This window comes from Roseibium sediminis (assembly GCF_008711325.1).
GTDB classification, from domain to species: domain Bacteria; phylum Pseudomonadota; class Alphaproteobacteria; order Rhizobiales; family Stappiaceae; genus Roseibium; species Roseibium sediminis.
This window is the reverse complement of sequence record NZ_VXDB01000010.1, coordinates 1-26,214: the sequence shown is the minus strand read 5'-3', so window position 1 is coordinate 26,214 and position 26,214 is coordinate 1. Positions and strand designations below refer to the sequence as shown.

The 26,214-nt window shown below is 57.7% G+C and carries 22 protein-coding genes; 8 read left to right on the top strand and 14 right to left on the bottom strand.

Annotated features, from left to right (window positions below; all coding sequences use genetic code 11):
* Positions 1-6: 6 nt before the first annotated feature.
* Both ileS and F0155_RS11520 read right to left on the bottom strand, forming a co-directional pair.
* Complete coding sequence (gene ileS, locus F0155_RS11525) at positions 7-2,967, bottom strand: isoleucine--tRNA ligase (RefSeq protein WP_150524665.1); 2,961 nt, start codon at positions 2,965-2,967, stop codon at positions 7-9.
* Positions 2,968-3,093: 126 nt separating this feature from the next.
* Complete coding sequence (locus F0155_RS11520; protein WP_150524664.1) at positions 3,094-3,342, bottom strand: hypothetical protein; 249 nt, start codon at positions 3,340-3,342, stop codon at positions 3,094-3,096.
* Between the two features lie 76 nt (positions 3,343-3,418).
* Between F0155_RS11520 and F0155_RS11515 the strand changes: the two genes are divergently transcribed.
* Positions 3,419-4,639 carry a glycosyltransferase family 87 protein gene (locus F0155_RS11515; RefSeq protein WP_150524663.1) on the top strand — a complete coding sequence of 407 codons (1,221 nt, stop codon included), beginning with the start codon at positions 3,419-3,421 and terminating at the stop codon, positions 4,637-4,639.
* A 42-nt stretch (positions 4,640-4,681) separates the two neighbouring features.
* Here the strand turns inward: F0155_RS11515 and F0155_RS11510 are convergent, their stop codons facing one another.
* From F0155_RS11510 to F0155_RS11500, 3 genes are all read right to left on the bottom strand, one after another.
* On the bottom strand, positions 4,682-5,587 hold the full coding sequence (locus tag F0155_RS11510) for a DMT family transporter (RefSeq protein WP_150524662.1): 906 nt from the start codon (positions 5,585-5,587) through the stop codon (positions 4,682-4,684).
* Between the two features lie 51 nt (positions 5,588-5,638).
* Positions 5,639-6,643: a bifunctional riboflavin kinase/FAD synthetase gene (locus F0155_RS11505; protein WP_150524819.1), complete on the bottom strand. Its 1,005-nt coding sequence runs from the start codon at positions 6,641-6,643 to the stop codon at positions 5,639-5,641.
* A gap of 164 nt (positions 6,644-6,807) precedes the next feature.
* Entirely contained in the window at positions 6,808-7,260 is a 453-nt protein-coding gene (locus tag F0155_RS11500; protein ID WP_150524661.1) for a MaoC family dehydratase, read from the bottom strand.
* A 238-nt stretch (positions 7,261-7,498) separates the two neighbouring features.
* Here F0155_RS11500 and F0155_RS11495 point away from each other — a divergent pair, with 238 nt between their 5' ends.
* Both F0155_RS11495 and F0155_RS11490 read left to right on the top strand, forming a co-directional pair.
* A complete protein-coding gene (locus F0155_RS11495) occupies positions 7,499-7,882 on the top strand; it encodes a response regulator (protein WP_150524660.1) in 384 nt (127 codons plus the stop codon).
* A 179-nt stretch (positions 7,883-8,061) separates the two neighbouring features.
* Complete coding sequence (locus F0155_RS11490; protein WP_208999241.1) at positions 8,062-8,712, top strand: protein phosphatase CheZ; 651 nt, start codon at positions 8,062-8,064, stop codon at positions 8,710-8,712.
* A 65-nt stretch (positions 8,713-8,777) separates the two neighbouring features.
* On the opposite strand, the gene F0155_RS11485 is transcribed toward F0155_RS11490, so the two are convergent.
* The gene (locus tag F0155_RS11485) at positions 8,778-9,650 is read right to left on the bottom strand and encodes a TIGR01459 family HAD-type hydrolase (RefSeq protein ID WP_150524659.1); all 873 of its coding nucleotides are present in this window, start codon (positions 9,648-9,650) and stop codon (positions 8,778-8,780) included.
* Between the two features lie 108 nt (positions 9,651-9,758).
* On the opposite strand from F0155_RS11485, the gene mutL reads away from it, so the two are divergent.
* Together mutL and F0155_RS11475 are read left to right on the top strand one after the other, a co-directional pair.
* Positions 9,759-11,639: a DNA mismatch repair endonuclease MutL gene (mutL, locus tag F0155_RS11480; RefSeq protein WP_150524658.1), complete on the top strand. Its 1,881-nt coding sequence runs from the start codon at positions 9,759-9,761 to the stop codon at positions 11,637-11,639.
* Positions 11,640-11,688: 49 nt separating this feature from the next.
* The gene (locus F0155_RS11475; RefSeq protein ID WP_208999240.1) at positions 11,689-12,540 is read left to right on the top strand and encodes an alpha/beta hydrolase; all 852 of its coding nucleotides are present in this window, start codon (positions 11,689-11,691) and stop codon (positions 12,538-12,540) included.
* A 45-nt stretch (positions 12,541-12,585) separates the two neighbouring features.
* Here F0155_RS11475 and F0155_RS11470 read toward each other — a convergent pair whose 3' ends face one another.
* Entirely contained in the window at positions 12,586-13,776 is a 1,191-nt protein-coding gene (locus F0155_RS11470) for a porin (RefSeq protein ID WP_150524657.1), read from the bottom strand.
* 167 nt (positions 13,777-13,943) lie between these two features.
* Positions 13,944-14,408, bottom strand: coding sequence for a nucleoside deaminase (locus tag F0155_RS11465; RefSeq protein WP_244303508.1), 465 nt, complete (start codon positions 14,406-14,408; stop codon positions 13,944-13,946).
* Between the two features lie 141 nt (positions 14,409-14,549).
* Here F0155_RS11465 and F0155_RS11460 point away from each other — a divergent pair, with 141 nt between their 5' ends.
* Together F0155_RS11460 and rsmD are read left to right on the top strand one after the other, a co-directional pair.
* A complete protein-coding gene (locus F0155_RS11460; protein WP_204934451.1) occupies positions 14,550-16,157 on the top strand; it encodes a pseudouridine synthase in 1,608 nt (535 codons plus the stop codon).
* Entirely contained in the window at positions 16,154-16,711 is a 558-nt protein-coding gene (gene rsmD / locus F0155_RS11455; protein WP_150524656.1) for a 16S rRNA (guanine(966)-N(2))-methyltransferase RsmD, read from the top strand. The genes F0155_RS11460 and rsmD overlap by 4 nt, the downstream gene beginning before the upstream one ends.
* A gap of 15 nt (positions 16,712-16,726) precedes the next feature.
* Here rsmD and F0155_RS11450 read toward each other — a convergent pair whose 3' ends face one another.
* The 6 genes from F0155_RS11450 to purD all read right to left on the bottom strand — a co-directional run bounded on the left by F0155_RS11450 (position 16,727) and on the right by purD (position 24,974).
* The gene (locus F0155_RS11450; RefSeq protein ID WP_204934449.1) at positions 16,727-17,542 is read right to left on the bottom strand and encodes an MBL fold metallo-hydrolase; all 816 of its coding nucleotides are present in this window, start codon (positions 17,540-17,542) and stop codon (positions 16,727-16,729) included.
* A 208-nt stretch (positions 17,543-17,750) separates the two neighbouring features.
* Positions 17,751-18,089, bottom strand: a complete 339-nt coding sequence (locus F0155_RS11445) for a hypothetical protein (protein WP_204934447.1) — start codon at positions 18,087-18,089, stop codon at positions 17,751-17,753.
* A gap of 127 nt (positions 18,090-18,216) precedes the next feature.
* Positions 18,217-19,056 (bottom strand): patatin-like phospholipase family protein, encoded by an 840-nt coding sequence (locus F0155_RS11440; protein ID WP_150524655.1) that lies wholly within the window; start codon positions 19,054-19,056, stop codon positions 18,217-18,219.
* A 107-nt stretch (positions 19,057-19,163) separates the two neighbouring features.
* Positions 19,164-22,370 (bottom strand): putative bifunctional diguanylate cyclase/phosphodiesterase, encoded by a 3,207-nt coding sequence (locus tag F0155_RS11435; protein ID WP_161599796.1) that lies wholly within the window; start codon positions 22,368-22,370, stop codon positions 19,164-19,166.
* A gap of 353 nt (positions 22,371-22,723) precedes the next feature.
* Positions 22,724-23,638 carry an alpha/beta fold hydrolase gene (locus F0155_RS11430; protein WP_150524653.1) on the bottom strand — a complete coding sequence of 305 codons (915 nt, stop codon included), beginning with the start codon at positions 23,636-23,638 and terminating at the stop codon, positions 22,724-22,726.
* 67 nt (positions 23,639-23,705) lie between these two features.
* Positions 23,706-24,974 carry a phosphoribosylamine--glycine ligase gene (gene purD / locus F0155_RS11425; RefSeq protein ID WP_150524652.1) on the bottom strand — a complete coding sequence of 423 codons (1,269 nt, stop codon included), beginning with the start codon at positions 24,972-24,974 and terminating at the stop codon, positions 23,706-23,708.
* Positions 24,975-25,185: 211 nt separating this feature from the next.
* On the opposite strand from purD, the gene ubiA reads away from it, so the two are divergent.
* Positions 25,186-26,130, top strand: a complete 945-nt coding sequence (ubiA, locus tag F0155_RS11420) for a 4-hydroxybenzoate octaprenyltransferase (RefSeq protein WP_150524651.1) — start codon at positions 25,186-25,188, stop codon at positions 26,128-26,130.
* The last annotated feature ends 84 nt before the right edge of the window (positions 26,131-26,214 follow it).

Here is a 26,214-nt window from a genome sequence, read left to right as displayed (position 1 = left end):
GATCGCTCAAGCGGCCTTGTGGGCAGCATCCCACTCCCGCATGGCGTCCGCATCGCGCAAGGTCACGTCCGGATAGTCGGTGTCAGTGCCAACTTCCGGCAGGATCTTCCACGAGCGGGCACATTTCTGTCCTTCGGCGAGGCCCGGTACAACGGCAACCCCCGGCGTGTCATCGAGCGAGAACGCGCCCTGCGGCGCTGCTTCAGACGTCAATGTCAGCTGGCTGGTGATTGCGATATCGGCCATGTCCTTGCCTTCCAGCGCGGCCATCAGCTCTGCATCGGTCACATGAACAACCGGATGGGCTTCGAGAGACGAGCCGATCCGCTTTTCGCGGCGCTCGATCTCAAGCGCACCGGTGATTACACGGCGAACCGTCTTGATCTTGGCCCACTTCGCCGCGAGTTCCGGATTCCGCCAGTCGGCAGGCACGTCAGGGAACTGCTGCAGGTGAACGGACCCTTCGCCTCCCGTACGCTCCCACCAGCTTTCCTCCATCGTGAAGGGCAGCATCGGGGCAAGCCAGGTGACAAGGCAGTTGAACAGCTTGTCGATGACCTGAAGCGAGGCCTTGCGGCGGACAGAGGACTGCGGATCGCAGTAAAGCGCGTCCTTGCGGATGTCGAAATAGAAGGCTGACAATTCCACTGTCATGAACGTGAAGAGCTGGTGGAAGATCTTCTTGTAGTCGAAATCCCGGTAGCCCTTGCGCACCATCTCGTCCAGCTCGGACAGGCGGTGAAGCATCAGCTGCTCCAGTTCCGGCATGTCCTTCAGCGCGACTTCCTCACCGGTGGCATGGCCCAGAGAGCCCAGCATCCAGCGCAGCGTGTTGCGCAGCTTGCGGTAGCTGTCGACATTGGTCTTGATGATTTCCGCGCCAAGGCGCTGATCTTCCCAATAGTCGGTAGAAGCCACCCAAAGGCGCAGGATATCCGCGCCATATTGTTTGATGATGTCCTGCGGGAACACCTGATTGCCAAGGGACTTGGACATCTTGCGACCATCCTCAGCCATGGTGAAGCCATGGGTCAGGACCGCATCATACGGCGCATGTCCGCGGGTGCCACAGCTTTCCAGAAGCGAGGAATGGAACCAGCCGCGATGCTGGTCGGACCCTTCCAGATAGAGCACATAGTCCTTGCCGCCGAGACCTGCCCGGTTGGGGTTCAGATCCTCACGCTGCTCCATGCAGAACGCGTGCGTGGAGCCGGAATCGAACCAGACATCGAGAATGTCCATCACCATGTGCCACTTGGCATGATCATGGTCAGACCCGAGGAAGCGCTCCTTCGCGCCGTCCGCAAACCAGGCGTCGGCACCCTCGGCCACAAAGGCATCATGGATACGCTTGTTGACCGCTTCATCCTTCAGGACTTCACCGGTCTCGGGATTGACGAAGACACTGATCGGCACGCCCCAGGCACGCTGGCGCGACAGCACCCAGTCCGGACGGTTCTCGATCATGGATCGCAGGCGGTTCTGTCCACCTGCCGGCACGAAGCGCGTGTTGTCGATGGCGTTCAGCGCACGGGTGCGTAGCGTGTCTCCATCCTTGGCAAGATCGCGGTCCATATAAACGAACCACTGTGGTGTGTTGCGGAAGATGATCGGTTTCTTGGAACGCCAGGAATGCGGATACTGGTGTTTCAGGCGGCCAAGGCCGATAAGCGCACCGGCATCCTTGAGAAGATCGATGTTCGCCTTGTTCGCCTTGCCTTTTTCACCCTTGTGGGTGATGACCTGATTGCCTTCAAGGCCGGGCGCGTCCTTGGTGTAGAAGCCGTCGTCAGCAACCGTGAAGGGGATGGCCGTATCGATGCCACGGTCTTCCAGAAGCCGTGTGCTGGACAGCCAGATTTCAAAGTCGTCCGCGCCATGGCTCGGAGCCGTGTGAACGAAGCCGGTACCTGCATCATCCGTCACATGGTCACCATCAAGCAGCGGCACGTCGAACTGATAGCCGCCAAGGTCCAGCTCCCGATAAGGGTGGGCAAGGGTGGCCGCGCCCAGTTCATCGGCCGAAACGGCCCGAACAAGCCTGAAGTCCTCGATGCGGGCGTTCTTGAACACGTCTGCGGCCAGCGCATCGGCGAGGATCAGTAGGTCGCCCTTCTGCACCCAGTTATCCTCCGGAAGGCCGTCCTGCGTGACTTCATAAAGTCCGTAGTTGATCCTGGAAGAGAAGCAGACGGCGCGGTTGCCGGGGATCGTCCACGGTGTGGTCGTCCAGATCACCACGGACGCATCGAGAAGCTGCTCTGTGGAAGCTTCATCGGTGCCACCTGCTTCCACGATCGGGAATTTCACCCAGATCTGGTCGGACTGGTAATCGTGATACTCGATTTCGGCTTCAGCCAGTGCGGTCTTTTCGACAACCGACCACATGACCGGCTTGGAGCCACGATAAAGCTGGCCTGACATGGCAAACTTCATCAGCTCGTTGGCGATGATCGCCTCGCTTTCAAAGCGCATGGTCAGATACGGGTTGTCCCAGTCGCCTTCGATGCCCAGACGCTTGAACTCTTCGCGCTGAACATTGATCCAGTGCTCGGCGAACTCACGGCATTCCTTGCGGAACTCGTTGATCGGCACTTCGTCCTTGTTCTTGCCCTTGGCGCGGTATTGCTCCTCGATCTTCCACTCGATTGGAAGGCCATGGCAATCCCAGCCCGGAACATAGTTGCTGTCATAACCCAGCATCTGCATGGAACGGGTGACCATGTTCTTGAGCGTCTTGTTCAGCGCATGGCCGATATGGATGTTGCCATTGGCATACGGAGGGCCATCATGCAGCAGGAACTTGTCTCGGCCTGCAGATTGCTCGCGCAGCTTCTTGTAAAGATCCATCTCCTGCCATTTGGCGAGGATTTCCGGCTCTTTCTTGGGTAGGCCAGCCCGCATCGGAAACTCGGTCTTGGGCAGGTTCAACGTTTCGGAATAATCGCGGGTCGTCGTCTCGGTCATCGCTTAATGGATCCGTTCAGGTGGGCGCGAACTGGCGCGCAATCATCAAGAATTAGGAGGATGGGCTGGAGCCCATCAGGCATCAGAAAGGGTCCCGGTCGTTCGGCGGCGCGCATGAGCTGCGCCTTATCCGACGGCCGGGCCGATAATTCGAATGCCTGCAAGAATTCGCAGGCTCAGCTGTGTATCGAAGCGATCCATGGCGCGTTTACTAGCAGTGTCGCGCGATGGAATAAAGCCCTTACCTTCGGCAAAGTCCGTCGATACATGGTTCGAACACTCTTTCTGCCGTCCAACGCTGTCAGGCACCTGAAATGACAGCAGTTCCAGATACGCCTGATCTGCGGTGCTGGTGTGACAAGGTTTGACTATCACCGAAAGCAGGTCCTTGACCCTTTCGTAACGACATTCCGCTACGAAGATCGGAAAATTTTACGAGCCAACACCTCTCATGAATTCATCCAACTTCTCGCAGCGACTGCAAAGTACTTTCAAAACCGGGGACTGGGTTTCCGCGCGCCACATTCGCTTTGCCAGCCTGTTTTACCTCTTTGCCAGCGGACTGTTCGTGGCCGCGCTGTTCCTCGTTCCCAACTCGTTCAATCCGGGTGCGGGAAAGCCGTTGTTGACGGATTTCCTAAGCTTTTGGGCCGCAGCAGCAGAAGCCGTTGCCGGGCGGCCGGAACTTCCCTTTGACACGGCCGAGTTTCAGAGGCTGCAAAATCAGCTGACCGGGACGGATAGCTTTTTCTCATTCTTCTATCCCCCGACCTTCCTGCTGGGGATTTTGCCGTTCGGTCTGGCTGATTTTTCGGTCAGTTTTCTCCTGTTCAATGGTCTGGGTCTCGTGTGCCTGTGGGCGATGATCCGGGCGGTGACAGGAAGTGGGTTCATCGCATTGATGCTCTGCGCCTTTCCTCCCGTAATGAACTGCGTGTTCCATGGCCAGAATGCGATGTTTCTTGCAGCTTTGCTGGGCTTTGCGCTTCTGTGCCTCAGGCAGGGGCATGCCGTCATTGCAGGCATCTTGATAGGTCTGATGACCGTCAAGCCGCAGTTGGGCGTCCTGATACCGATCGCCCTGTTGGCAGACCGGCGCTGGATAACCATTTTATCGGCAGGCGTCACGACACTCGCGCTGGCCGGGCTGTCCTATCTTGTTTTCGGGCAGGAGACCTGGCTGGCATTTATCGAACAAATCCCTATGGCCGGGCAGACGCTGCAGGAAGGCTGGGTACCGTGGGAGAAAATGATCTCTTTCTATGCCGGATTGCGCACCATGGGTGTTGCGCATGCCCCCGCCCAAATCCTTCAAGGGCTTGTTGCAATTGGTGCCGGCATTCTGGTTTTCTGGGCTTGGCGCAGCTCGGCTTCCTACGCGGACAAGGTCATGGTGCTTGTGCCTTTCAGCCTGCTCGCAACGCCATTTGCGCTCTCTTATGATCTGACGCTCTTGGTTGTGCCTATCGCCTTTTGGCTTGCGGAAACAGAAAAACAGGGTGCGCGGCCCTATGAGAAGTCTCTTCTGGTCATTTGCGTCCTTCTGACGGCGGCAGGAAGCAGTGCTACAAAATGGACAGGTGTTCCGGTTGGATTCCTGGCGATTTGCGCTGTCGCCTATATCGGGGTGCAGCGGGTGCTGTTCCAAAAGGGGCGATTGGCCGCCGGTTGAAAACGTCGGCTGCACCTTTTCAATTCGCAAGCGGAGCTTTGATCAGGCGTCAGACTGTTTCCGCTCGCGATGCGCAATATAAAGCCCGCTTGCGATGATCAAGCCGATGCCGAACCAGGTGAGACCGTCGGGAAAGTCGGAAAAGACGAGATAGCCGAAGAGCGTTGCGCTGACGATCTCAAGATATTGAAGCGGCGCAAGCAAGCCGGCCTCACCGCGCTGGAAGGCCAGAACCACGAGGCCATGTCCGACATAGGAGATGGCTCCGATCATGCAGAGCAAACCGAGCTGCCAAGGATCAGGCAATAGGAACTCGGCACCCTCCAATCCCAAAGACGTCGTTACCATGAGCGCCGTCCCCAGGATCACGGTTCCGGCAAGTCCGGCGCTGAACTGAATGGGAAGAAGGCCATCAGAGCTGGCATACATCCGGCTCAACAGGAGGTAGCCCGAAAACAGGGTCGCCGTCACAAGTGGCATGAGACTGACCAGGCCTACTTCTGCAAAGCTGGGGCGCAGAATGATCAAGGCGCCCATGAACCCGACAAGGATCGCGCCGATCCGGCGGGCACCAATCTTCTCCTTCAAAAACACAACGGCCAGAACCGTCAGGATCATGGGTTCGACGAAAAAGATCGAGATCGCGGTTGCGACGGACATGTATTTCACGGCTGTGAAGAAAAACAGCGAGGCAAGAGCCAGAAGCGTGCCGCGCAGGAGATTGATCACCGGCCGGTTGCCGAGCAGCTTGCTGCGATTGCCGACAACGAGAATTGCAATCGACGCAAAAATCAGCTGAAAGAGAAATCGCCCGAAGGTGATCTCAAGCGGCGGCAGGCTGGTGGACAGGTACTTGGCGATGATGTCCATCAGGGGAATGAACAGCATCGCGCCGGACATCAAGCCAACGGCAGCAAGATTGTTTTGTTCGATCTTTTGCGCTTGCATGGTGTCGGGTTCCGGATGTCGCGATCCCGATGCGCCCGAACCGGTTACAGGTCAGCCAAGGGACTGCGGAAACAGCGTGTGGTCAAGCGCAGAGAGCGGGTGGAGCGAGGCGAGAATTGCCCGTGCCTCATCGCTGTCCCGATTCATCTGTGCAATCAGGGCTTCCACGCTGTCGAAGGTTTCTTCGCCGCGCAAGTGCGAAACGACGTGAACCTTGAGTGTGCGCCCATAAAGATCGCCGGTGAAGTCGAAAAGGAACACCTCGAACAACGGTGCGCCATTGTCGAACATCGGCCGACGTCCGTAGCTGGCAACTCCGTCACAAACGGTGCCGTCATCAAGGACGACCCGCACGGCGTAGACGCCGTGCTTCAGCGGGCAGTTCTCGGCAAGCTGAAGGTTGGCGGTCGGATAACCCAGATCGCGCCCGCGCTTGTCGCCGTGCTGGACTTTGGATTCAAAGAACCAGCGATAGCCGAGGAGCGCGTTGGCGAGGGTGATCTCTCCCGCTTTCAGACAATCCCTGATGCGGGACGAGGAAATCGTTTCTGTGCCTTCGTCAGTCTCCTGAGCAACGATGGTTACGCCGAAATCATGAGTTTGTCCGGCCTGACGCAGGAAATCGGGCGTTCCTGCCCGAGCCTTGCCAAAATGAAAGTCATATCCTGTCACGGCATGTCGGATGCCCATCTTGGAAAGAAGGATATCCTCGACGAAGTGATCAGCTTCGATGGATGCAAATTCTTTTGTAAACGGCAGCTCCACAATGCCGTTCAGCCCGCAGGCAGCAAGAACCGAAGCCTTTTGTGCTGAAGGCGTCAATCGGAATACGGGATTGGCAGGGTTGAAGAAGCTCCGCGGATGAGGCTCGAAGCTCATCGCGTAGACGGGCGCATCAAGTGTGCTGCCTGTCTCCAGCGCCGTGTTGAGGACTGCCTGATGGCCGCGATGCACTCCATCGAAGTTGCCGATGGCCACCACACCACCCTTGAGCTCGCTCGGCATGTCGTCGAGGCTGGTGATATGGAGAAAGTCGGTCGGGGCGGAAAACGGCATCAAGTGGACCTTGTCGGCAGCAAGGCCCTTGCCTGAGGCATTCTTTCCCGGCGGGGAAGGGATCCGGCAGAGGCCCATTCTTTTTCAACGCCGGGAAACTGCCGTCTCAACACCAAAAGGTCAAGCATGGCTGCGCGACAAAGCGGCAGCCATGCCCGTTCGAATCAGAGGCCGGATCGGTCTTCATCGCGTCGTGGCACCTTAACCAGCGCCTCGCCTTCAAGGACAAGCGTGTCTTCAACACTGCAAATACAGGAAAGACGCGCGCGATTTCCTTTTTCCATTAGCTCTTCGACTTGCACCACAACCGTTACGTCATCGCCAATCTTGACAGGCGCCTTGAAGTTGAGTGTTTGCGAGAGATAAATCGCTCCAGGGCCCGGAAGACGTGTCCCGAGCACAGCAGAAATGAGGCTGGCTGTGTAAAGTCCGTGGGCAATCCGAGTTTTAAACGGGGTGCGCGCGGCGAAATGCTCGGACAAATGTATGGGGTTTCTGTCGCCGGATACTTCCGCAAAGCCGACTACATCCGAGGAGCTTACATGTTTGACGATTCTTTCGCTCATTCCGACTTCAAGATCTTCAAAGCAAAGTTTCCTCAATTCGAGTATCGCCATTGGTATTAATCCCCCTGTTCCTGACGCTGCGAAGGCTAAACAACGCGTTCTTCATCAGCAAGTGTGCTTTGGGTGAATAAAAAAAATTCGCTATTAACGGTCTTTTCAGGTGCTGGGCGTAGTGTGCTTCAAGTGTGGGGAGGTGAGGACACGAAAGTGTCTCTCTCCTTTGAAAGTCATAACGCGTCTCCACGGCCCGAGGCCAAGGGCCGCGCAACTTGACAGTATGGAGTAGACGATGGCCCTTGATCTTCAAATGCCGGTCCTCGTGGTCGATGACTACAAGACGATGATTCGGATTATCCGCAACCTGCTCAAGCAGCTTGGTTTTGAGGATATCGATGATGCGGCGGACGGCACTGAAGCGCTGGAAAAAATGAAACAGCGTAAATACGGTCTGGTGATTTCCGATTGGAACATGGAACCAATGACCGGATACGAGCTGCTCAAGCAGGTTCGTGCAGATTCCGGATTGAGCAAGACACCGTTCATCATGGTGACTGCCGAATCCAAGACGGAGAACGTGATCGCCGCCAAGAAGGCCGGCGTGAACAACTACATCGTGAAGCCGTTCAATGCACAGACGCTGAAGGGCAAGATCGAAGCAGTGTTCTCCGACTAAGAGACCAAACGGGCCTTGTACAAAGCGGGCCTGGCTGTCCGCTTTCTCCCGGCCTGTCTCTCGATGGCGTTTGAACACATGGGTGGTTATTCCGCCCAAGCCATTCGATGGTTCGGCATCCCGAGCGGATGTCCTGCAGCAAGGAAGGGTTGCCTGTGGCCCAAATAAGCAAGAACAGCGTGTCACGCGTGATTGATTTCCTGGAGGAAAACAAGAAACGCGGTGGCGATGTGTCGCTCACCGACGTGATGCACCTGGCAGAAGTCATGTCAGGCTCGATGCATGATTTGCTCTCCAAGGTGCAGCCTGCGGTTACCGAAGAGCTGACGGCGATTGCGCGCGAGATTTCCAGCATGAAAGAGGAAATCTGCCAGCTTCGCGCCAATGACATGACGTCCAACCGAATTCCTGACGCGGGGCGGGAGCTGGACGCAATCGTCGAGGCAACCGAAGACGCGACCAACACAATCATGGAAGCTGCCGAGGAGATCATGAGCGCCGATACGAGCGATCATGAAGCCTATCAGACCCTTGTCAGCGGCAAGATGATCGAGATTTTCGAGGCCTGTACGTTCCAGGACATCACCGGCCAGCGGATTTCGAAAGTGGTTTCTACGCTGAATTTCATTGATGAGCGTGTGTCCGCTTTTGTAAGCCGCTTGCGGATTCCGGAAGAGTTCGAGGCAGACCTGGAAGAAACGGCGGAAGATGTTCGCAAACGCGAACTCATTCTTCACGGGCCGCAGCATTCCGGCGAGGGCGTGTCTCAGAACGACGTGGACGATCTTATGGGCAGCGCCCAGGACGACATCGACAAACTGTTCGACTGACCACCCCGCACAGTCGTCCAGAGGACGGAAAAGCCGCCATTTGGGCGGCTTTTCTTTTTGTATTCCTACCAGACCAGGCGCGGTATCGCGGCTCGGGCCCTTAGTCCTTCCTCCAGAAGACGGCGTCTAACGAGAGCCTCGTCCGGAGCATCTGTCGGGCCGAAGTCCGAGGCATGAATGCCAGCGGTGATGAACAGCACATCGAGATCCTGAGACACCGCGCCGCGAATATCTGTGGGCAGGCCGTCGCCAATTGCCAAAATCTTCGTGGGATCGACCGGCTCACCCGCAAGCTTCGCCAATCGGCGCTGGGCGGCGTCGTAGATCGGGGCGTGCGGCTTTCCGAGGATTGAAACAGTCCCGCCGAGATCTTCATAGAGGCGTGCCAGAGCCCCGGCACACCAGATCAGCTTGTCGCCGCGCTCCACGACAATGTCCGGGTTCGCGCAAATCATCGGAACACCCCGTTTGACGAGGGCGGCGAGCTGGTCGCGATAGTCGTCCGGGGTTTCGCTTTCGTCGTTAAAGAGACCCGTGCAGCTGACGACTTCCGCGTCGGTGTCACCCGAAAAGCTCAAGCCCATGCCGTCATAAAGCGGCAAGTCGCGATCAGGGCCGATGTGATACATCGATTTTCCCACCTGACCTGCCAGCAATTCCTGCGTCACGTCGCCGGAGGTGACAATGTCGTCATAGGCCGTATCAGCGACCCCGAGACGGGCCAGCTGTTCGCGGATTTCCGGTGCCGGACGCGGCGCGTTGGTGATCAGAACGACCTTTCCACCGGTTTCCTGCCGGAATGCCGTCAGCGCCTCATGGGCTCCCGGAATTGCCGCGACACCATTGTGGAGCACGCCCCAGACGTCGCACAAAACGGCGGAATACTGGGAAGCGATTTCGTTGAGCCCCGATATCAGGAGCGGTGTCTGGACAGTCATGAAGGGAACACTCGCGGCGGTCGTTCTGTTAGGATGGGTCAGATTCGTCTTGCGACGCGGCGGACCATAACGGAAACATCAGCGCCGGGAAACTCCGAAGGACGGGAAATGCAGGTCAGGCAACTCGGCGAAGCCATCATCAACCGGATTGCGGCGGGCGAGGTGATCGAACGCCCGGCGAGCGTGATCAAGGAGCTTGTCGAGAACGCAGTCGATGCAGGGGCCACCTCCATCGAGATCGTGACCGCTGCCGGAGGCAAGACCCTGATGCGGGTTTCCGACAATGGCAATGGCATGCGCCGGGAAGATCTGGAGCTGGCCATTCGTCGTCATTGCACCTCCAAGATTTCCGATGACGACCTTTTTGATATCCGCACGCTCGGCTTTCGCGGTGAGGCGCTACCGTCCATCGGCTCCGTTGCCCGTCTTGCAATCCAGACGAGGCATGCCGACGAGACCAATGCATGGGCAATTGGTGTTGAGGGCGGAAAGGAGAGCTCGGTTATTCCAGCTGCACGGACCAAGGGGACACAGGTCGAGGTTCGTGACCTCTTTTTCGCAACGCCCGCCCGCCTGAAATTTCTGAAATCCGACCGCGCGGAAGCCGCAGCCATTACCGAAATTGTTCGCCGGATTGCACTCGCCTATCCCCATATAGGATTTGCGTTGTCGGGAAGTGATCGGCAGGCGTCCAGTTGGCCTGCTGCACGGGGTGATGAACCGCATCTTGCTCGCATTGCTCAGGTGCTTGGCAAGGAATTCGTCGACAATGCCATGGAAATCGACGCGGAGCGGGAAGGGGTGCGCCTCTCCGGTTTTGCCGGTCTGCCGACATTCCATCGCGGCAATGCCCAGCACCAGTTCTTTTTCGTCAACGGGCGTCCGGTGAAAGACAAGCTCCTGCTGTCCGGATTGCGCGGAGCCTATGCTGATGTTCTGGCGCGCGACCGCCATCCGGTCGTGGTTCTGTTTCTGGATCTTGATCCTGCCCTTGTGGATGTGAACGTGCATCCGGCCAAGGCTGACGTCCGCTTCCGGGACGGTCAGCTGGTGCGTGGGCTTCTCGTCGGCTCCATCAAGCAGGCGCTGGTTCAGGCAGGACACCGATCCTCAACGTCCAATGCTGCTGCTGCGATGGATGTCATCCGGGCTCAAGGGTTTGCACCGCGCCCGCCCGCTGCCGGAGCCGGATACTCCACCTCATCCTATCGTCAGCCGACCAGTGGCTCAGCCTGGTCACAAGACGCTTTCCGACCCATTGATCGCTCTTCTCATGTGCCGGCAGGGTTTGGCGAGGCTGGTCAGGCGACCCTTGAGCCTCCTGCCTATGCGGACGGGCTGGCGGGGTTGGTTTCTCCGTCTGCCGATGCCCGCGCACATCTTAGTGACGCGGCTCCTGAAAAAATGGCTCTGCCGCTTGGTGCAGCTCGAGCCCAGGTACATGAGACCTACATCATCGCCCAGACCGAGGACGGTGTTGTCATCGTCGATCAGCATGCGGCCCATGAGCGGCTTGTCTATGAAAAGCTGAAGGAGAGCCTCGCGAAAAGGGAGGTTGCCCGTCAGCTTCTTCTCATTCCCGAGATCATCGAGATGCCGGAAGAGGATGTCGGTCGGCTGACCGAGCATGCCGGGGAACTGGAAGAGGTCGGGCTTGTTCTGGAAGCTTTCGGGCCCGGTGCAGTTGCCGTGCGCGAAACGCCCGCCATCCTAGGTGACATGGATATCAGGGGCATGGTGCTGAACCTTGCTGACGAGCTGGCCGAGTGGGAGACCGCAAGCGGGTTGAAGGAAAAGCTGGATCATGTTGCGGCTACGATGGCCTGCCACGGGTCCATCCGCGCAGGACGGCGCATGCGGGTCGAAGAAATGGACAAGCTCCTGCGCGACATGGAGGCAACACCGCTTTCCGGACAGTGCAATCATGGTCGCCCGACCTGGGTGGAGTTGAAGCTGGACGATATCGAGAAACTGTTTGGCCGGAAGTAGACCCACGAGGCAATGCCGTGCCTGCGATTGACATGAAGAAGATAGAACCATGACTGCAAACTCAGCCAATACTTCCGCAGGCGGGTTCATGCCGCGCTTCTTGCGGTCTCTCCTGATTGTGCTGCTGATTGGATACGGCATGGCCGCCGGATACATGTATACGTTCCAGCGCAGCTTCATTTTCAAACCGTCTGGTGACGTTGGGACGCCGCAGGGAACGGAGCTGGCGACGGTCGAAGTTGGAACCTTTACCGCCTCCGACGGAACGAAGCTCATGATCTGGTCGGCCCCGCCGCAGGCGGAAGGCCTGCCGACCGTTCTCTACTTTCACGGGAATGCGCAAAACATGACCACGCGGGACTGGCGATTTGCACAGATCCTCGCCGATGGATATGGGCTGATGGCAGTCGGCTATCGCGGCTTTCCGGGAAGTGAGGGGGCCCCTTCTGAAGCGGCCTTCATTCAAGATGGACTGGAGGTTTACGATCAGCTCAAGGCGAAGGGTGGGCCGGTGATCGTACATGGCGAATCCCTTGGAACCGGAGTTGCCACGGCTGTGGCTGCCGCGCGGGCGAACGTGGACCTGCTTGTTCTTGAAGCGCCGTATACGGCCGTTTCCGACATGGCAAAGCAGAGCTATTTCTGGCTGCCCGTCGACCTGATGATCAAGGACCCGTTCCTGAGCCGTGAGCGCATTGGGTCGGTGAAAAGCCCGGTCTTGATCCTGCATGGAACGCAAGACAAGGTCATTCCGGTTTCCCATGGACGCGCCCTGTTTGAATTCGCGAACGAGCCGAAGAAACTGGTCATCATGGACGGCGCAACTCACAAGGATCTCTGGAAACGGGACCTGTGGAGCAGGGTCAAGGCCTATTGGTCAGAGGTCTCCAGCCGTAGTTGAAGCGAGGAGCAGCGCAAGGGCCACATGTTTCAAGGAGTTAGCAGGTCAAAAGTTTCGTTGCAGCCGAAACGTCCCGACCATCTCGTTACGATCTTGCAGGCCTGAGGCGGCGCCAAAGTCAAGTTCGCGATACTGGAACTCAGCTCCGACATAAAGGCCACTTACAGGCTCCCATGCAAGGTTTGGCGTCAGGTCAAACTGGGTGAAATCATAGGCTGCAGTGCCACCATCCACGTCATGATAGCCAGCTTCAAGATTGAGCGTGACCGTCTTGGTGAGCGGTTGGCGGATACCGCCGAAGATGTTCCATGTCCGTGTGGTTTTCAGATCCGAGCCATCCACGATGACGGCATCGGTGATGCGGCTGTACCAACCTGTCGTGCCATAGCCACTTGCGCCATCTGTATAGCTGCCCTGAAGGACAACACGAGTTTTGCCTGCATTCAGCAGCTGTCCTGCCTGAAGATTGATACCAGCGCCGATCACCCATCCCAGTTGACTATCTGCGCCGATGCCACCCGAGTTCTCGGGATAGACATCATGCAACACACCCATGATCTGCGCGCTACCCCAGTCGCGCTTGAGGTTTATGGTGCCAACGAGATCGGGAAACCGAAGCCCCGCATAAGATGCACTGGTCACGGTGCCGGTCGCCGCGATCCCTTGTCGGCGGCCGCGAGCGTCTTCAAGAGAGAGCGTTGCAGAAAATCCGTTCCCGAGGCTCTGGGTGTAGGCAAGAACATCGGTCTTTCGATCCGAATAGGTTTCCAGCTGCGCATTGGGAGCAAAACCCGTCCAGAAGTCGAAGAGCGACTGGATGCGGCCAGCCGTCAGACCTCCGAACTGGATATACGCGAACTCGACAGTCGAGGTGGTCGGCTGTCCTGTATTGACCGTGCTGAAGAAGCTGGTGAAGGTCCGCAGCAAGCCGAACTCTGTCTGGGTTCTGCTATCGAGATAAAGGTATCCGCGGGCGCGCAGCTCAATATTGTTTCGACTGCGGGTGCCCCAGTCGCTGTTCCTGTTGCCGAAGTTCCGGATCCGGTAGTCTGTGCGAAGGCGGCCACCAACCCGCAGGCATGTGTCTGACCCGGGCAGCTTGTAGAACCGATCGCCATAGGCATCGCACAGCTGAACATTCTCAATTGGAGTTGCTTCCGGCGCAAGGTCCGCTGCCGAGGCGGGTGTTGTGACGAGAACCGGGCAAAGGGCAAGGGACAGTAAGATTTTGCGCATTCTTGTCTCCAGGTGCAGTCGGTTTCGCCACGGGATGCGTCACGGGTGCGATGGAGTTTTATAGATCCGGAGTTGCTGTGCGCCCAAGCAATTCACACCGTTTGCAGAACGAATGCAGGACACCTGTTGCGTGAGTGCATCGTCAAGCGGGGTGCCGCCTATCGTTTCTATCGACGTTGCAAAAAGAACGACTTCAGAATCTCGCCTGCAGCCTGTTCGCTGAAGCCGGAATAGACATCGGGGGCATGGTGACAGGTGGGCTGGCAGAAGAACCGCGTCCCATTCTCAACCGCGCCGCCTTTCTCGTCCCGTGCACCATAATAAAGCCGCCGGATTCGGGCGAAGGAGATGGCGCCTGCGCACATCGGGCAGGGCTCCAGCGTGACATAAAGGTCGCAATCCGGAAGCCGCTGGGATCCGAGCGCCTTGCAGGCCGACCGAATGACCTGCACTTCCGCATGGGCAGTGGGATCGTTCAGTTCCAGGGTCCGGTTGCCGTCTCGCGCCAGAATCTGGCCGTTTTTCACCAGAACTGCGCCAACCGGAACTTCTCCGCGAGCTGCGGCAAGCCTTGCCTCTTCAAGCGCCAAATCCATGAAGGACTGGCCGAATTGTTCAGTTTCGCGCGGCATGGAATTTCAGGACAGGACATCGGCTCAAGGTTGTCGGAACTGATGTCCCATATCACAGTTATGCGTTTGAGGCGTAACAAAGCGCTCTTTCCCGTTTTTTCGCAATTCCCGTGGCCCGTTACCTCTGCTATGAGGCTACCCATGACCAAATCGCACAATAATAATGGCGACCGGGCCCGGCGGGCTGGCGGGCGCTCCTCCGATCCTGCATCCAAAGGCCGTCGACCCGAAGGCGGTTCCGGTTCGAAATCCGGCCCCCGGTCCGGTTTCAAGGCAGGCCCGAAATCCGACAGCCGCCCTGGTGGCAAGCCCGGCTCGAAGTTCGCCGGAAAGCCCGGTGCAAAACCGGGTGGACGCCCAGGTGGCAAACCTGCTGGCAAACCGAAGCGCTCAACGGGTTCAGGCCCTCGGCCTCAGTATGCCGAAGAGGCACGGGCTGGCGCGCAGGTTGATACCGGCAGCGCCTTTGAGGGCGAGCGTATTGCCAAGGTAATGGCACGTGTTGGGCTGTGTTCCCGCCGAGAGGCCGAGGCATGGGTTCTGGCCGGGCGGGTCGTGCTCAACGGAAAGACACTGGACACGCCCGCCGTCACTGTAAGTGCGACAGACACTGTGCTTGTCGATGGAACACCGCTGCCGATGCGTGAGCGCACCCGTCTGTGGCTGTACCACAAGCCGCGCGGTCTGGTGACGACGAACAAGGACCCTGAAGGCCGCCCGACCGTCTTTGACCGGTTGCCGGATGATCTGCCTCGGGTTCTGACAGTCGGTCGTCTCGACATCAATACCGAAGGCTTGCTCCTGCTGACCAATGACGGTGGGCTTGCCCGTGTGCTGGAATTGCCGGCGACCGGATGGTTGCGTCGTTATCGCGTGCGGGCATTCGGCAAGGTCACGCAGGCTGATCTTGATACGTTGGCAGACGGCGTTGCAATCGAAGGCATTCTGTATGCCGGTATTGAAGCCACGCTCGACAAGGAGCAGGGCGACAATTGCTGGCTGACGGTTGGCCTTCGCGAAGGCAAGAACCGCGAGGTCAAGAAGGTTCTGGAACATCTGGGGCTGACTGTGAACCGCCTCATCCGTCTGTCCTTCGGCCCGTTCCAGCTTCAGGATCTGGGGGAAGGCCATGTCCGCGAAATCCGAGGCCGTGTCCTTCGCGACCAGTTGGGTGAAAAGTTGGCCGAAGAATCTGGCGCGGATTTCGATGCGCCGATTTTGCATCAGCCCAAGGCCGAAGAGCCGGCTCGCAGCAAGAAGCCTGCCGGAGCGCGGGATGATCGCGGTGGCAAGAGTTCTGAAGCGCGCTGGCTGGACAAGCGCGACGGCGAAGCCGCTGTCAATCGCAAGAAGCCAGGCGGTCAAGGTGGCGCAGGCAAACCCCGCCGCGATGGTGGTACCGGAACAGGCTTCCGCCGGGACCGGGAAGACACCCGTAGCTTTGGCGGCGAGGAGAGGTCGTTCCGCAGCCGCCCGGCTCGCCGGATCTGGAGCGAGGATGGCCTCGTTGAGGACAAGCAGCAGGACAAGCGCGACGCGGAGCGTCGGGAACAAAGGAACGGTCCGGGCGGCGGTCGGTCGGCTGGAGGATTCTCCGGTGGCGGACGTCCTTCCGGTGATCGCCCGCAAAGGGATCGGTCGTCCTCGGACAGGCCCGGCAAGGGCCGCCCAGACAAAGGACGTCCAGATAAGGGACGCCCGGACAAAGGTCGCCCTGAAAGGGGATCGCGTCCGCGGGGGCGTTCGTGAGAATAGTTGCAGGTCAATTCAAGGGCGCGGCAATCGTCGCGCCCAAGACACAGGACACCCGCCCGACCAGCGACCGGTTGCGCGAAACGATCTTCAACATCCTTGCCCACGGGCTGGATTTTGATCTTGATGGCGTTCGGGTTCTTGATCTTTTCGCCGGAAGCGGTGCTCTCGGCTTTGAAGCCGTCAGCCGCGGTGCGCGCCATTGCACCTTCATTGAAGAAGGCACCGAGGCTCGGGGTGCAATCCGTCGTAATATGGAAACGCTGGGCCTGAACGGGGCCGCCAAGATCTTCCGCCGCGATGCGACCCGTATGGGCAGTGCCGGAACCATCGAGCCCTTTGATCTCGTTTTCGCCGACCCGCCCTATGGCAAGGGGATGGGAGAAAAGGCTCTCACCTCCGCAGCTGCCGGAAACTGGCTGAAGCCGAATGCGCTGTGCGTGTTGGAAGAACGGGCCGATGTGAGTGTCGAACTTCCCGAGGGATTCGAGATCGTTGATGATCGCAAGGCCGGAGACAGTGAAGTCCGGTTCATTCGCTGGCGCGGATAGAAAACCGTTCGGTTGTCACCCGCCCCTGGGCATCATGATGTAGACGGTCTTTTCCGTTGGGAGCCGATCCCGACGAACCACGACGCTTGAGTCGTTTGCCATTTCCACCTTGTAGCCTTCAGAAGCGGTCCGGGCTGTGAAGGCTTCCAGAGCCCCGTGAAAATGGAAATGCATCGGAATGACCATGGCGGGCCGAATGTCCGCCAAAACGGAGATCAGGCTCTCCAGCCGCAGGGTTGACGAATTGTCGATGGCGGCAAAAACGATGTCGATCTGGCCGAGCCGGGTCAGATCTTCCTGCGTCAGCCGATGGTGCAGGTGCCCAAGATGGGCGATGCACAAATCCGCAACCTCAAAAATGAAGATCGAATTTCCAAGCCGCCGGGTCTCGCCTTCCCAGTTTCGGGTGTTGGTCTGGATGTTGCGAATACGCACATCTGCGACAGTGAGGTCGTGGTCCATTGGACCGCCCGCCGGGTTCCAGCCGAGCAGAACATGCTCGATGCCGTCCTCCGGATTGAAACTGAAATGGGTGCTGTGTGCCCCATTCATCGTCGCGACAGTCGGCGTTTCCAGCGGTCGGTGTGTGTCGTTGTAGTCGGTGGCAATGCGAACGTTGCCGGGTGCGGTCAGCTCGAAAGTCGAATGCCCGATATAGCGGATTTGAACTTCGTTGGGCGCAAGGAAGACACGTGTGCGAACGGGCTCATTGGGGGAGGCGACCAGTTGGCACACGGCCTGGGCTGGTAGGCTGAGGAGAACGAAGGCGATCGCCAGAAGAGATTGCAGGCCAAGGCGACGAAAGTGCCTGTCCATAATCGGCAGTGACATGAGGTATCCCTCCCACTTGCTTCCAATCGGAAGAAGGGTAGCGCGGAAACGGGAGCTGGCAAGGGAAAACGTTTGGGAGAGTAATGCGGAGAACGCAGTCGTTTCACCGGCAGATAAAGAATTGGCAACCGATCCGATACGTTAAATCAGGAACGGTTGCCAGGTGGGGACAGGTGGGAGGAGGATCCTGTCCCGGGAAACAATTCTGTCAAACCTGTCGCAAGGAGACCGGTTTCTTGTAGTGTCTGCTACCCAGATAAGTGTCGCTTGCCAGCGTTCCTTCAGGGTTCGCAGCCTGTTGGTACAGGACTTCTCCGGCATGGCCTGCTTCAGCAATCAGGCCACTTCGTGTGCAATTCGCCGCGACGGCCAGGCCAAGGCGGCGGAGATGCGATCGGCGATAACAAAATACAGCGAGCCGACTGCGTTGGTGTTCCGGCATGTTGCGGGTCTTCTCGGTCACGGATGAAAGTGTTTCATTTATCAGTTGACCGAGGACTTCCTCAGGTACCGGACACCCTTCGATGTCAATCGAACCTTTGGTCATGAGTAAATCCACGCATCGTTCTTATGTATGGATTTTGACTCCATATGATTAAATTTTACTTAATTCCTAGTATCCAACTAATAACCGTTCAGGAATTAGACAAAAATACTGGTATGACTATTTTCTACTAGTTGTTTTTTTCTAGCTCTGCGATGAGCTGGGTAAGTCGTTGAATCGTAAGGAGTCGAAGGTCTTCCGCCTTCTCCAGAACCTGTCGGGTTTTCAGGAAATCCAGCACGCGGACATTGTCATTTTCTGGTCGCAGCAATAGGGCAGGGGCAGATTGCTTGAGTTTTTGTTGTGTAATGCTCTGCATCAGGATCTGGGAAGAACCGAAAATGGTGTCGAGCGACGTCGGTGCCTCACGGTCCGCCCGAGGAACAGGCCCGCCAACAACATCCACAGCGACAATGATATCGCAGTCTGCGGGAAGACGGTCGAAGGGTAGAGGATTCGCCACGCCTCCGTCGATCAGGATCCGGTCATTTCGCTTCACCGGACGAAAAACCGCCGGAATGGCAATCGATGCCGCAATGGCCGGGAGCAACGGGCCGGACTCCAACACCACCTCCTCACAGCCATAAAAGTCTGTGGCGATGGCTTTGAAGGGAACTTCGAGGTCTTCAAAGGTTTCGGGAAGGTGATGGGCAACAAAGGCCTCCAGCACCTTCAGCGGGTCGAAGGTGACGGTGCTGCCAGTGAAGATGTCGGTCAGTTTCTTGGGGCGCAGTTTCCAAAGGGACGCAAGAACAGCGTTGCGATCTGCAAAGAGTTCAAGCGCGATCTCGCGCACCTCCTGACCGCTGCGCCCGGCAGCATAGGCAGCGCCGAGGATCGAGCCGATGGACGTACCGGTAATGGCGTGCGGGCGAATGCCAAGCTGGTCAAAGGCCTCCAGAACCGGAATGTGAGACATCCCGCGCGCACCCCCTCCGCCCAGAGCCAAGCCGATACGAGGTGCTGTCATCCAGATGTCTCCCCTTGTGGGTATCCCTCAACGTCGCCGGAAAAGGTGTGGCGCGCTGAAGCGGAACTGTTGGTCAGTTCCTGACATAAGGTTGGCGTTGCGGCAATTCAAATGACAAACAGGGCGTTTCTTGAGGAGGCTTTCAGCCAATCGGACATGGAGTCAAATTCCATGGGGCGAGCGATCAGGTAACCCTGTACCGAGAAGTTGCCCATCATGCGCAGGCGTTGGAACTGCGCCTCTGTTTCCACGCCCTCACAAATCACGCCGATATCAAGTGCGCGCGCCAGGTGGATCAGCTGGTTCACGACGATCTCTTTCTTGAAATCGTTGAGCAGCCGGGCGGTAAAGGTGCGGTCGATCTTCAGGGCATTGATGGGCAGATCCGCCACATGAGAGAGTGAGGCGAAGCCCGTGCCGAAGTCATCCAGCTCGATATGAACCCCCATCTTGTGGAGTTCTTCAAGAACCTTGGAATTGTCGGAACTCTTGTCATCCAGAAACACGGATTCCAACACTTCTGCCGTTATTTGAGCAGGTGCAATGCCATATTTTTTCATGGCGCTTGCAAAATCGTCCAGCAGGGAGCCAGAAGCCAGATAGGACGGCGAGATATTGACTGCGATGCGGCCATAGCGGTGTCCAAGGTCCGTCCAGGCACGCGCGGCTGAGAGAGCCTTGTCCAGAACCACTTGACCCAACTGGGCCGCAAGATTGGTCTTCTCGACAACCGGCAGGAAGGCGCCAGGAGCAACAATCCCTTTTGTCGGATGACGCCAGCGCACAAGCGCCTCCACGCCGGTGACACTTTGGGTTCGGATGTTCACCTGCGGCTGGAAAACGAGGAAGAACTCGTCGTTGCTGATCGCCTGGCGCAGCTCCTTTTCCGTTTCGGCCACTGCATCACTGTGGATCTTCATGTGACTGGAGAAATAGCTCCAGCGATCTTTGCCCTTTTCCTTGGAGCTGTAGAGCGCGAGGTCGGCATGAACGAGCAGTGTGGGGAATGTGTCTCCATCATCCGGGCAACGTGCTATGCCCATGCTGACCGACGGCCAGATCTGGTTGCCCTCGAACTCCATCGGAGCTCGCATGATGGATTGCGCTCGCTCGCACAGAGTCTCGGGGTCGACATCCGGACTGTTGGCAATGATCACGAACTCATCGCCGCCCCATCGATAGGCAGTTGCCAATCCCTCGCAGACTTCGCGCAAACGCTGCCCGGATTGTTCGAGGCAATGGTCTCCGGCCAGATGCCCGAGCGTGTCGTTGATCCGCTTGAAGTTGTCGAGATCCATGTGGATGAGAAAGGCAGGCTTGTCCTTGCGGCCAGGCGCGAACACCTCCGCTGCCTGCTTATGGCAACAGGCCCTGTTCGCCAGTTGGGTCAGCGTATCGTAGTAGGCGATATGTTCCGCCTCTTCCTTTGCTTGGCGAATTTCCTGCTCTCGGGCCGCGCGTTCAGTCACATCAATGGCGATCGCCACGAAGAGGTCGCGGTCATGTTCGAGATAGTTCTGGAAGCGGACTTCGACCGGATAGGTGCTTCCATCCTTCCTCAGCTGATGACCTTCGTGCTTCAGATAGGTGTCCTTGCCTTCCCTCAGAGGCCGGACAAGGGCCTTGAAGTCGTTGAGGCCCATTTCGGGGCTGATGTCCTGAACCGTGCATTCGGCCAGTTCTTCCATGGTGTACCCAAGGTTCTCGCGGCCGCACGCATTGGCGTATTCGATCGTCAGGGTTTCCGCATCAATCAGGTACACCTCGTTCATGGAGGCTTCCAGAATGTCGGCGAGCATCAGGTTTTGTTGCTGGGCCCGGTGCCACTCGGTTATGTCGTGCGAAGTTGCAAAGACCTTGGTGGCCTCCCCAAACTCTCCGGAGAGTATATTCCCGCGAACATGAATATGCCGGGTGGACCCATCCGGGCGGATGATCTCATGCTCGAAATCGAACCCGCGGGATGTGTCTGCAGCCTGTTTCAACGAGGTTTCGATCAGCTCGACAGTATCTTTGGGCAGCAGCGAGAACAGCCGCATTTGAGCCGTGTTACCGTCCATCCTCGGGTCCAGACCGGCGATCTGGTACATCTCGTCGGACCAGTGAACCTGCTTGCTGACGAGATCGAGTTCCCAACTACCGATGGACGCGATCTTCTGGGCGGCCTGCAAACGGTTTCGGCTGGCTTGAAGTTCTTCGGTGTTTTCTTCCACCTCCCGCTCCAGTCGGGCACGGGTTGAGACGACCAGCTGCTGCAGGGCAAGGATCAGGCGATTGAAAATCAGCCAGAACCCGTAGGCAAGCACGAAACCGACGGCCAGAGACAGCGCAGAGCTGCGCAGAAAAGCGGCAAACTCCTCGGTCATGTCCTGAAGCAAAACAACAGCGGTCTGCTGTGTCCGGTCAGCATGGGGAATGATCAGTCGGTGCGCAATCTTCAGGCGGCCATCATCGATCATGATCCGGTCGAAGAGACTTTTCTCGGTATCGGAATTGGCAAGGTAGCTTGCAAAACCATCTGCCAGACTCTGGTGGCTGGTGTTCTTGTAGACATAAGGTCCGGCCTGAGCCCACCCAACCTTCGCGAGGGCTGCAGCGCTTCCGAAAGGAAAACTGTCTTCACGATAGACCTTGATCACCTGGGCCTTGAGGGTGGTGCCGATAAACGCAAGAACCTCGTCAACCTTTCGCGAAAGTTTCAGGTAGCCGATGATGTGCCCATCCACGATCCAGGGGCGTACGGCTGTGATTGACAGGAAGCCATTGTCATCGAAGGCAAAGCCACGTGTCGTGACGCCGATTTTCTTTGCCAGATTGAGCAGGTATCCCGGCTTGTCTCGCACATCCAGATCAAGCTCGTGGGCCCTGTAGACGACGTTCAGGTCGGGATTGTAGATCGATAGCTCCGAGATGGAGTGAAAGATCGCAAGTTCCCGGTAGAGCACGTTGGCCGCTTCGGTCAGCGCAATCCTGTTGCCAGTCAGCATGGCCTGTTTCAGCGTTCCGCCGGACGAGATTCCCAGAAGGGCCTGCTCCAGTCCGAGGGCTGCTACCTGTTTTTGATGCGCAAGAAGCGTTTTGGCCGAAGAGGTTGTCGCTATGATCGGCTTGGACAGGTTGCGATATTCGTTCAGCGCATTTTGCGCTGTCAGGGTCAGAACCGTGACCACCAGAAAGGCAATGAAGGTTACCTTCAAGGGTTTGGAAATCTGGCGCCCGTCGGCACTCCAGCTGGCAAAAACGGCGTCCAGTCGCTCGCTGAACCCCCGATTGGGTTTGCGGATGGGGTCCTTGTTCTTGTCCAATACGTTCATACTGTCCATATGCCGACTGATCACTTTGCACTTTCAAGAACAGTAAAACTCAGTGTCCAACGCTAGTTTCACAAATGGCGAATAATACTTCCATGTAAACCGGGTGTCTTGCGCTTCAGGGGCGGTGCCCATCGTGTCGCTATAAGAAATCGAGAATCAATAAAGGGAGTGTTGTGCCATTCGCTTGTTTGATGAGGGGCCGGACCGTTTGAATATTCTTGTTCTGAGCGACGGATTATACGAAATAACGTAGGGTTTGATATTGATGGTTCTGCCGAGGAATGGAGCGATGCGCGCGCAAACCGGTATCCTCAAAGCCCGCGGATCACGTGTCGCATTCCAGCCATGTGTTGCTAAGTATTGGAAATAAAAAACTTTTTCATATTTAAGAGCGTTTCTCTTGGTGCCTCTTCCGGCAGGAAGTGGCCACTGTCAATTCCGGTGCCTTCCACAGAAATTGCCCATTTCGCCCAAGTATCAAGCGGGGTAGAGGCAGAGCTTGCTATGCCGGCGGCGCCCCAGAGTGCCAAAAGCGGGGCCGTAATTTTCCGACCGGCTTCGAAATCAGCCCGATCATCTTCATAGTCAACGGTTGCGCCGGCCCGATAGTCCTCGCAGGTCGCGGCAACTCTCTCCGGTCTGGAGAAATTCTGCCGGTAATGCGCAAGCGCCTCGTTTGAAAACGCCGAAAGATCACGGGTCGCGGTCCAGCTGGCAAGCGTGTGATCGAGATAACGACGCGGAGAGGCCGAGATGAGGCCTTCCGGAAAGGGAGCGGGCTGCGCCAAAAAGGCCCAGTGATATACCTTCAGGGCGAATGTGCGATCCATCTTCTGCCAGTAGTCATAGGTGGGCAAAATATCCATAACGGCAACGCGTCGCACAGTTTCCGGGAAATCGAGCGCCATTCTGTAGGCGACACGTCCTCCTCTGTCATGACCTGCGACAAAGAAAGCGTCATGCCCGAAATGGTGCATCAGCTCGACCATCGCCTTTGCCATCGCCCTTTTTGAGTAGGCGTGATGATCGGCGGAAAGGGGCGGGATATCCGACTGTCCGTAGCCGGGAAGATCCACCAGATAAAGCGTGAAATGTTCGGCGAGTGGCGCGGCCACCTTGTGCCACATGACATGGGATTGCGGATAGCCATGCAGCAGGAGAAGCGCGGGGCCGTTACCGACCGTTCGGCAATAGAGTTTTCCTCCTGATAGCTCGATGCTGTGGCTCTCAAAGCCGGGAAAGAGATCCGGCAGTGGTCCGGTCGACATGAAAAAACTCCCCGAAGCGATGCCCCGGAGAGTTGCATGGGAAAAAGCATATGCGCAAGGCTGTCCCTCAGCGGGCCAGGGCTCGCCAGCCAATGTCCTTCCGGCAGAAGCCTTCTGGCCAGTCAACCTTTGCAACAGCGTCATAGGCCTTGTCTCGGGCCTCGGCGACGGTTGAACCAAGTGCAGTCACATTCAGGACCCGGCCACCATTTGCAAGGAGCCTGCCGCCGTCGCTGCGGGTTCCGGCATGGAAGATTTCAACGCCATCCGCAGAGGAGGCCGTCTTCAGTCCCTTGATCTCCGTTCCCTTTTCATAGGATCCGGGGTAGCCGTTCGCCGCAAGTACGACGGTCATGGCGGTCTCGGGCCGCCAACGGGCGCTGACCTTGTCGAGCGTGCCATCGGCACTGGCCATCAGCAGTGTCAGAAGATCGTCCCTCAGGCGCATCATCAGAACCTGGCATTCCGGATCCCCGAAGCGGGTGTTGTATTCGATCAGTTTCGGACCTTCATCGGTGATCATCAGACCTGCAAATAGAACGCCCTTGAACGGCATTCCGCGTCTGGCCATTTCGGCCACGGTCGGGCGGATGATCTCTTCCAGCGTCTGCTCGACGAGTGCGTCCGTCATCACCGGGGCAGGGGAGTAGGCCCCCATCCCGCCGGTATTGGGGCCCTGATCACCATCGAAGGCGCGCTTGTGGTCCTGTGCGGTTGCCAATGGCAGAATGTTTTTGCCGTCGGCAAGGACAAAGAAGCTTGCTTCCTCGCCTTCCAGAAATTCTTCCAGAACAACCTCGGCGCCTGCATCGCCAAAGCTGCCGTCAAAACAGGCATCAATGGCTGCAAGGGCCTCGTCCTTGGCCATGGCGACGACAACGCCTTTTCCGGCAGCCAGACCATCAGCCTTCACGACAATCGGAGCACCATGCGCCTCAACATGCGCCTTGGCATCCGCCGCATTTTTGAAATGACCGTATTTCGCGGTCGGAATGTTTGCAGCATCGCAGATCGCCTTGGTGAAGGACTTCGAGCCTTCCAGTTGAGCTGCGGTCTTTGAAGGACCAAATGCCTTGATTCCGGCAGCTGTCAGGTCGTCCACCAGACCGGCCACAAGCGGGGCTTCCGGCCCGACAACAACAAAATCGATTCCCTTGGTCTGGCAGAAGTCTATGACGCCGCCATGGTCTGCGGCATCAAGCGACACAAGCTCCGCCAGCTCAGACATGCCGGCATTGCCCGGAGCCACATAGAGTTTTGTCAGCAGCGGGGAGTTGGCCAGCGCCCAGGCAAGGGCATGTTCGCGGCCACCAGAGCCAATGAGAAGAATGTTCATGGGCAGGGGTTCTCTCGATCCATCATGTCTTGGGGTCAGAGGAGACGGGGCTTGGCCCCGAAAGATCTCGCGCGGTCTAGCATGCCGGTCCGTGTGAGACAATTACCCGGCGGGTTTCGATAGCGCTTGCCTGAATGCTCTCTTTGACTGTCCGGGCAGGATATCGCGAAAAACACTCGCACCCGGACAAACGACACGGTAAAGAGCAGACATGCTGTTCACGACGAAAGATACCGGACCAGTCGCCGACGCGGTGAAGCGTCATTGGGTAGATACGCGGCTGCCTGCATGGGCGAGACCCTATGCGCGGCTTGCCCGCTGGGAACGCCCGATCGGCTGGTGGCTTTTGCTTTGGCCCTGCCTGTGGTCTGCGGCACTTGCCGCCATTGCCTCAGGCGCGCCATGGCCCAACCCTTGGCACCTTCTGCTCTTCTTCATCGGGGCCGTCGCTATGCGGGGGGCTGGCTGTACCTACAATGACATCGTCGACGAGGATATCGACGGCAAGGTGGAACGCACCCGCTCACGGCCAATTCCTGCCGGGCAGGTGACCCGCTCGCAGGCGAAGATATTCCTGATCCTTCAGGCGCTGGTTGGCTTGGTAGTTTTGCTGCAGTTCAACATGTTCACCATCGGACTTGGTGTCCTGTCGCTGTTGCCGGTTGCCATTTATCCCTTCATGAAGCGCGTGACGAACTGGCCGCAGCTGTTCCTCGGGCTCGCCTTTTCCTGGGGCGCGCTCATGGGATGGGCTGCCGTATTCGGTTCCCTCAGCTGGGCACCCGTTCTTCTCTACATTGGTGGCATCTGCTGGACGATCGGCTACGACACGATCTACGCCCATCAGGACAAGGAGGACGACGCTCTTGTCGGGGTAAAATCGACGGCATTGCTGTTTGGCGGTCATACGAAGATTGCGCTGGTCCTGCTCTACCTCGCGGCAACGCTTCTCTTTGGTCTTGCTGCGGTTTTGGCTGATGCAGGGCCGTTTGCCTTTGCCGGGATCGCACTGGGTGCGGCGCATCTCTACTGGCAGATCGCGGTGCTCGATATTGACCAGCCGGATGAATGCCTGAAGCTGTTCCGTTCCAACGGGAAATACGGCTGGATCCTGTTTATCGGATTTGTTCTGGATGCCTTCGTTCAAGGGCTCTAGCAGGCTGCTGAACAACGCCTTGCGTTTGTGCAATCTCAGTCCTGCGGTTTGATTTTGGACGGTTTGAGCAGCCGCGGGCGCCGG

Coding starts and splice junctions, on each gene's coding strand:
- ileS (WP_150524665.1), bottom strand. CDS start 2,967: ATGACCGAGACGACGACCCGCGATTATTCCGAAACGTTGAACCTGCCC.
- F0155_RS11515 (WP_150524663.1), top strand. CDS start 3,419: ATGAATTCATCCAACTTCTCGCAGCGACTGCAAAGTACTTTCAAAACC.
- F0155_RS11510 (WP_150524662.1), bottom strand. CDS start 5,587: ATGCAAGCGCAAAAGATCGAACAAAACAATCTTGCTGCCGTTGGCTTG.
- F0155_RS11505 (WP_150524819.1), bottom strand. CDS start 6,643: ATGCCGTTTTCCGCCCCGACCGACTTTCTCCATATCACCAGCCTCGAC.
- F0155_RS11500 (WP_150524661.1), bottom strand. CDS start 7,260: ATGGCGATACTCGAATTGAGGAAACTTTGCTTTGAAGATCTTGAAGTC.
- F0155_RS11495 (WP_150524660.1), top strand. CDS start 7,499: ATGGCCCTTGATCTTCAAATGCCGGTCCTCGTGGTCGATGACTACAAG.
- F0155_RS11485 (WP_150524659.1), bottom strand. CDS start 9,650: ATGACTGTCCAGACACCGCTCCTGATATCGGGGCTCAACGAAATCGCT.
- mutL (WP_150524658.1), top strand. CDS start 9,759: ATGCAGGTCAGGCAACTCGGCGAAGCCATCATCAACCGGATTGCGGCG.
- F0155_RS11475 (WP_208999240.1), top strand. CDS start 11,689: ATGACTGCAAACTCAGCCAATACTTCCGCAGGCGGGTTCATGCCGCGC.
- F0155_RS11470 (WP_150524657.1), bottom strand. CDS start 13,776: ATGCGCAAAATCTTACTGTCCCTTGCCCTTTGCCCGGTTCTCGTCACA.
- F0155_RS11465 (WP_244303508.1), bottom strand. CDS start 14,408: ATGCCGCGCGAAACTGAACAATTCGGCCAGTCCTTCATGGATTTGGCG.
- F0155_RS11460 (WP_204934451.1), top strand. CDS start 14,550: ATGACCAAATCGCACAATAATAATGGCGACCGGGCCCGGCGGGCTGGC.
- F0155_RS11450 (WP_204934449.1), bottom strand. CDS start 17,542: ATGTCACTGCCGATTATGGACAGGCACTTTCGTCGCCTTGGCCTGCAA.
- F0155_RS11445 (WP_204934447.1), bottom strand. CDS start 18,089: ATGACCAAAGGTTCGATTGACATCGAAGGGTGTCCGGTACCTGAGGAA.
- F0155_RS11440 (WP_150524655.1), bottom strand. CDS start 19,056: ATGACAGCACCTCGTATCGGCTTGGCTCTGGGCGGAGGGGGTGCGCGC.
- F0155_RS11435 (WP_161599796.1), bottom strand. CDS start 22,370: ATGAACGTATTGGACAAGAACAAGGACCCCATCCGCAAACCCAATCGG.
- F0155_RS11430 (WP_150524653.1), bottom strand. CDS start 23,638: ATGTCGACCGGACCACTGCCGGATCTCTTTCCCGGCTTTGAGAGCCAC.
- purD (WP_150524652.1), bottom strand. CDS start 24,974: ATGAACATTCTTCTCATTGGCTCTGGTGGCCGCGAACATGCCCTTGCC.
- ubiA (WP_150524651.1), top strand. CDS start 25,186: ATGCTGTTCACGACGAAAGATACCGGACCAGTCGCCGACGCGGTGAAG.